This window comes from Pseudomonas sp. SWRI51, assembly GCF_014268825.1.
GTDB classification, from domain to species: Bacteria; Pseudomonadota; Gammaproteobacteria; order Pseudomonadales; family Pseudomonadaceae; genus Aquipseudomonas; species Aquipseudomonas farsensis.
In genome coordinates this window covers 67,692-73,691 of record NZ_JABWRG010000012.1, presented here as the reverse complement: position 1 = coordinate 73,691, position 6,000 = coordinate 67,692, and the positions used below count along the sequence as shown (strand labels likewise).

Genomic DNA, 6,000 nt, shown 5'->3' with positions numbered 1-6,000 from the left:
GGGCTGCGCAGCAGCCCTGAAAACCCTAGGGGCTGCTGCGCAGCCCAACGCGGGACAAGCCCGCTCGCCACAAGGAGATATGTCTGGCGGGAACAGGTTTGTACAAAACCATAGAATCTCCCACGCTGCCCAGTTCTCTTCGCTACCGCGCAGCCCGGAAGGGCTGGGTGATCTCCCTCGTGCCTCAAAGGCCATGGCCCTGCGCCTTGCGCCGGCGCCATTGCTTGAGCCGCTGCGCCAGTTGCAGTGGGCTGTCCAACTGCTGGCGCCGGGCCTGGCTGAACAGAATCAGCGCAAGCTCGGCGGTCACCTGGGCGTCGGCGACGGCGTGGTGGCGGGCCTGAACTTGCAGGCCAAAACGCGCGATCCAGTCGTCCAGCCCAGCTTCGCGCAACACTGTGTCGGGGTTGAGCAGCGGCGCCAGCTCGGCCACGTCGATAAAGTCATGTTGCAGGCGCAGGCCCAGGCTGTCCTTGAGGGCGCGGCTGAGCATGCGTTGGTCGAATGGCGCGTGAAACGCCAGCACCGGGCTGTCGCCAATGAACGCCATCAGGTCCAGCAGCGCCTCGGCCGGGTCGCAACCGGCGGCCAGGGCGCTGGGGCCCAGGCCATGGATCAGCACACTGGCGTTGGTCTTCTGCTCGGGGCGGTGCAGGGTGCGTTCGAACGGTTGGCCAAGGTTGATAGCGCCGTCTTCTATGGCCACCGCGCCAATCGACAGCACCTGATCGCGGTTCAGGTTAAGGCCACTGGTTTCAAGGTCCAGCACCACCCAGCGCTGTTCACGCAGGGAGCATACGCCCAGTGGTGCAGGCGCCGGCAAGGCGGCCATGCGCTGGCGCAGATTGGCGCCCAGTTCGGGAGCATGCGGGCGTAGCCAGGCCAGCAGGTTCATAACTGGTACCGCTGCGCCAGGCTCGCTTGCAGGCGCTGGGCCTGGCGCAACGACTCGCGCAGGATGCGCCGGTCGAGGTGGTTGAGGCTGTCGGGGTCGACACGGTTGGAATACGGCAGGTTGTCCCGGGTCTGGCGCTGGTGCTGCTGCATGCGCGTCTGCTGGATGAAGTGATAGGCCTCTTCATAAGCGGCGCCGTCGAGTGCGTCTATCACGCCTTTGGCCACCAGCTCGCGCAGGCGCTCCAGGGTATTGCAGGCGCCAATACCGTGGGCCAGAGCCAACAGTCGAGCCCCGTCCACGAAGGGCGTCAGGCCCTGCACTTTCAGGTCCAGGGTGGCCGTTTTGTCGTCGCCTTGGCGGGTCAGCACGAACTCGCGCAGGCGGCCCACCGGCGGGCGCTGGCGCAGGGCGTTGTCGGCCAGCATGCGCTGGAAGATGCGGTTGTCGGCGACCTGCTCCAGCAGCCCACGGCGCAGTTGTTCGCAGCCCTGCTCGTCGCCCCAGACCACCCGCAGGTCGAAATAGATGCTCGAACCCAGCAGGTTTTCCGGGCTGGCCTCGCGCACAAAGCCTGCAAAGCGCCGCGCCCACTCGCTGCGCGACAGGCACAGCTCGGGGTTGCCGGCCATCACGTTGCCCTTGCACAGGGTAAAGCCGCATTGCGCCAGGTTGTGGTTGATGTACTGCGCCAGCGGCAACAGGCGGGCGCGAATGGTCTCGGCCTCGGCGCTGTTCTGGGCCTCGAACAGGATGCCGTTGTCCTGGTCGGTGTGCAGGGTCTGCTCGCGGCGGCCTTCGCTGCCGAAACACAGCCAGCTGAACGGCACGCCGGGGTCGCCGCGTTCGGCGATGGCCAGCTCGATGACCCGGCACACGGTGTGGTCGTTGAGCAGGGTGATGATCTGGGTGATCTGCGTCGAGGACGCGCCGTGGGCCAGCATGCGTTCGACCAACTGGCCGATCTCGCCGCGCAGCGCCACCAGGTTGTCCAGGCGCGGCGCGTGGCGGATGGTCCGCGCCAGGTGCACCAGGTCGACCCGTTGCAGCGAGAACAGGTCGCGCTCGGAAATCACCCCGCACAGGCGGCCGTTGTCCACCAGGCACACGTGGGCGATATGCCGTTCGGTCATTGCCATGGCGGCGTCGAAGGCGCTGGCCTGGGGGCTCAGGTGGAAGGGCCGGGCGGTCATGTAGCGCTCGACCAGCGCGGTCAGTTCGGCGCCGGGGTCGGCCACCACCTGGCGCAGGTCACGCAGGGTGAAGATGCCCAGCGGCGCGCGCAGCTCATCGACAATGACGATGCTGCCCACTTGCTGTTCATGCATCACCGCGACCGCCTCGCGCAGCGGTGTGGCCGGGCTGCACACCACGGGGTGGCGCAACGCCAGCTCGCCCAACGGTGTGTTCAGCGAATACTGGGTGCCGAGGGTTTCCACGGCGCGCTGGCGCACCTGCTGGTTGACCTGGTCAAGCAGGCTGCTCACCCCGCGCAGGGCAAAGTCGCGGAAGACGTCGGACATCGAAAACACACGGATGAACGCGGCTTTGTTCAGTTGCAGGCAGAAGGTGTCTTCGCCCGCCAGGTGCTCGGTGCGGGTCGCCCGCTCGCCCAGCAGGGCCGCCAGCGGGAAGCACTCGCCACCGGCGATTTCGAACGTGGTTTCGGTACCGGGCCGGGTGACGTGCTGGCGCTCGCCGATCACCCGGCCCTGCTTGACGATATAGAAGTGCTCCACCGGGCCGTCAGCCGGTTTGATGATGCTCTCGCCGGCGGCGTAGAAACGCAGTTGGCACTGTTCCACCAGGTACGCCAGGTGGCCCTGTTCCATCTGATTGAACGGCGGGAAAAGCTGCAAGAACTGCAGCGTGCCCTGAATGTTCTGTAGTACCGCAGTCCTTCCGGCCTGGGTATAGGCGTCCTTTTTGCTCATGCAACTGACCGTATCGCTACGCCGAACTATATATATCTATCTATAGGGTTCGGCTTTGTTGTTCTCGGGCCCCATGGTCGGCTGGCCGTGCAGTGGTGCCCATTGGACGTAAGTCTAGAAAACGTTGTCAAAAAGCCGACGAAAGGTCAGCCGGGTAGCCCGGTTCTTGCGGTCCAACCGCGTGAGCGAGAGATTTATAACGAGAAGACCATGGTTGAGCATGAAGATATTCTGACTGACGCCGAGCGTGCAGCGTTGGCCATGGTGACTGCGCCGGTGGCGGCAAGGCCAGTGGTGTTGGTAGTAGACGACAACCCGGTCAACCGCCAGGCCTTGTGTTTGTACCTGAAAAGCCATCGGGTCGAGTGCATGGAGGCTGACGGCGCCGAGGAGGCGCTGTTCAAGCTGGATTGGGAACCGCGTATCGCGTTGATCATCACCGATCTGCGCATGCGGCCGGTGGATGGCCATGGCCTGATCGACAAGGTTCGCCACACCGAGCGGGCAGCTCTTCCTATCATCGTGGTGTCGGGCGACACCGATGTGAAGGAGGCGGTGGACGTGATGCACCTAGGGGTGGTGGATTTTCTGCTGAAGCCGGTGGATCTGGGGAAACTGCTGGAACTGGTGAAGCGGGAGCTGAGGCTGGAGCAAGGCTGAAAACGATCGCGGGGCAAGCCCGCTCCCACATGCATGAACACTGCTTTGTGGGAGCGGGCTTGCCCCGCGATGCATCTACAACGAATTACAACCCGTTGCGCGCCTTGAACTCACGGCGACGGCGGTGCAGCACCGGCTCGGTGTAGCCGTTTGGCTGCTTGGCACCTTCAAGTACCAGCTCCACTGCCGCCTGGAACGCGATGTTGTCATCGAAATTCGGCGCCATGGCGCGGTACTGCGCGTCACCTGCGTTCTGCTTGTCGACCACCGCAGCCATGCGCTTGAGGCTTTCGAGCACCTGCTCCTGGCTGACCACGCCATGGCGCAGCCAGTTGGCCAGCAACTGGGCCGAAATACGCAGCGTGGCGCGGTCTTCCATCAGGCCGACATCGTTGATGTCCGGCACCTTCGAGCAACCCACGCCGTGATCGATCCAGCGCACCACATAGCCCAGGATGCCCTGGGCGTTGTTGTCCAGTTCGTTGCGGATCTCCTCCGCCGACCAGTTGGTGTTGGCCGCCAGCGGGATGGCCAGGATGTCGTCGACCGAAGCCGGCGTACGCGAGGCCAGCTCGCGCTGACGGGCCTGCACGTCGACCTTGTGGTAGTGCAGGGCATGCAGGGTGGCGGCAGTCGGTGACGGTACCCAGGCGGTGTTGGCACCGGCCAGCGGGTGGGCGATTTTCTGCTCCAGCATCGCTGCCATCAGGTCAGGCATGGCCCACATGCCTTTGCCGATCTGCGCGCGGCCTTGCAGGCCGGTGGCCAGGCCCACGTCGACGTTGTTGTTTTCGTAGGCGCCGATCCACTTCTCGTTCTTCATGGCGCCTTTGCGCACTACGGCGCCGGCCTCCATCGAGGTGTGGATTTCATCGCCAGTGCGGTCGAGGAAACCGGTGTTGATGAACGCCACGCGCTCGGCAGCCGCCTTGATACAGGCCTTGAGGTTGACCGTGGTGCGGCGCTCCTCGTCCATGATGCCGACCTTGACGGTGTTGCGCGGCATGCCCAGCAGGTCTTCGACACGGCTGAAGATTTCGGCGGCGAAGGCCACCTCTTCAGGGCCATGCATCTTCGGCTTGACGATATACACGCTGCCGCTGCGGGTGTTCTTGCGGCTGGTGTTGCCGTTGAGGTTGTGCAGGGCGACCAGGTTGGTGAACAGGCCGTCCTGGATACCTTCGGGGATTTCGTTGCCCTGGGCGTCAAGGATGGCCGGGTTGGTCATCAGGTGGCCGACGTTGCGCACGAACAGCAGCGAACGGCCGTGCAGGGTCACGCTGCCGCCGTCAGGGGCGCTGTACTCGCGGTCCGGGTTCATGGTGCGGGTAAAGGTCTTGCCGCCTTTGCTGACGCTTTCGGCCAGGTCGCCTTTCATCAGGCCCAGCCAGTTGCGATAGACGATTACCTTGTCGTCGGCATCCACGGCGGCGACCGAGTCTTCGCAGTCCATGATGGTGGTCAGTGCCGATTCCATCAGGATGTCTTTCACCCCGGCAGCGTCGGTGCTGCCCACAGGCGTCGAGGCATCGACCTGGATTTCGAAGTGCAGGCCGTTGTGCTTGAGCAGCACGCCAGTGGGCGCTGCGGCATCGCCAACGAAGCCGATCAGTTGGGCGTCGTCGCGCAGGCCGCTGTTGCTGCCGCCTTTGAGGGCAACCACCAGCTTGCCAGCCTCGATGCGGTAGCCAGTGGAATCTACGTGCGAGCCGGCAGCCAGGGGCGCGGCTTCATCGAGGAAGGCGCGGGCAAAGGCGATGACTTTGTCGCCACGCACCTTGTTGTAGCCTTGGCCTTTTTCGGCGCCGCCTTCCTCGCTGATGGCATCGGTGCCATACAGCGCGTCGTACAGCGAGCCCCAGCGGGCGTTGGCGGCGTTGAGGGCGAAGCGTGCGTTCATCACCGGCACGACCAGCTGCGGGCCGGCCATCTGGGCGATTTCTTCATCGACGTTTTGCGTGCTGGCCTGGAAATCGTCGACTTGCGGCAGCAGGTAGCCGATTTCTTGCAGAAATGCCTTGTAGGCGGCGGCGTCATGGGCCTGGCCTTGGCGGGCCTGGTGCCAGGCGTCGATCTGCGCTTGCAGTTGGTCGCGCTTGGCGAGCAGGGCGTGGTTCTTGGGAGCGAGGTCATTGATGATCTTCTCTGCCCCTGCCCAGAATGCATCGGCCTTGATGCCGGTACCTGGGATCGCTTCGTCGTTGACGAAGTCGTACAGGGCCTTGGCGACCTGAAGGCCACCGACTTGAACGTATCCAGTCATTGCTTGCCTCACCTCTGCTCAGCTATTTCGCTTCGCTCTTCTGTATTAAGCCTGTGGCGCTTCACTAAACACGGCACCAGTGCGTGCCCACGCAGGGTGGGCGGCTGGGTGCAGCGCGCCAGACGGGCTGGCGGCGAGTCTTGTTTTTGCACAGGCGCCTTGGCAGACATCCTGACGACGTTTTGTAGTCTGCGCCGACGCATACTACATGAAGCAGCAGGCGCGGGAATATCAGACTAAAAGCGTCG

The 6,000-nt window shown here is 64.1% G+C and carries 4 protein-coding genes; 1 reads left to right on the top strand and 3 read right to left on the bottom strand.

The annotated features are described in order from the left end of the window. Positions 1-184: 184 nt before the first annotated feature. Together HU720_RS06730 and HU720_RS06725 are read right to left on the bottom strand one after the other, a co-directional pair. On the bottom strand, positions 185-895 hold the full coding sequence (locus HU720_RS06730) for a 3'-5' exonuclease (protein WP_186518396.1): 711 nt from the start codon (positions 893-895) through the stop codon (positions 185-187). Next, entirely contained in the window at positions 892-2,829 is a 1,938-nt protein-coding gene (locus HU720_RS06725; protein ID WP_186518394.1) for a putative nucleotidyltransferase substrate binding domain-containing protein, read from the bottom strand. Before HU720_RS06725 ends, HU720_RS06730 begins: the two co-directional genes overlap by 4 nt. Before the next feature lie 210 nt (positions 2,830-3,039). On the opposite strand from HU720_RS06725, the gene HU720_RS06720 reads away from it, so the two are divergent. After that, entirely contained in the window at positions 3,040-3,489 is a 450-nt protein-coding gene (locus HU720_RS06720) for a response regulator (RefSeq protein ID WP_186518386.1), read from the top strand. Positions 3,490-3,574: 85 nt separating this feature from the next. Here the strand turns inward: HU720_RS06720 and HU720_RS06715 are convergent, their stop codons facing one another. Beyond that, positions 3,575-5,752 (bottom strand): malate synthase G, encoded by a 2,178-nt coding sequence (locus HU720_RS06715; protein WP_186518375.1) that lies wholly within the window; start codon positions 5,750-5,752, stop codon positions 3,575-3,577. Positions 5,753-6,000 lie beyond the last annotated feature (248 nt).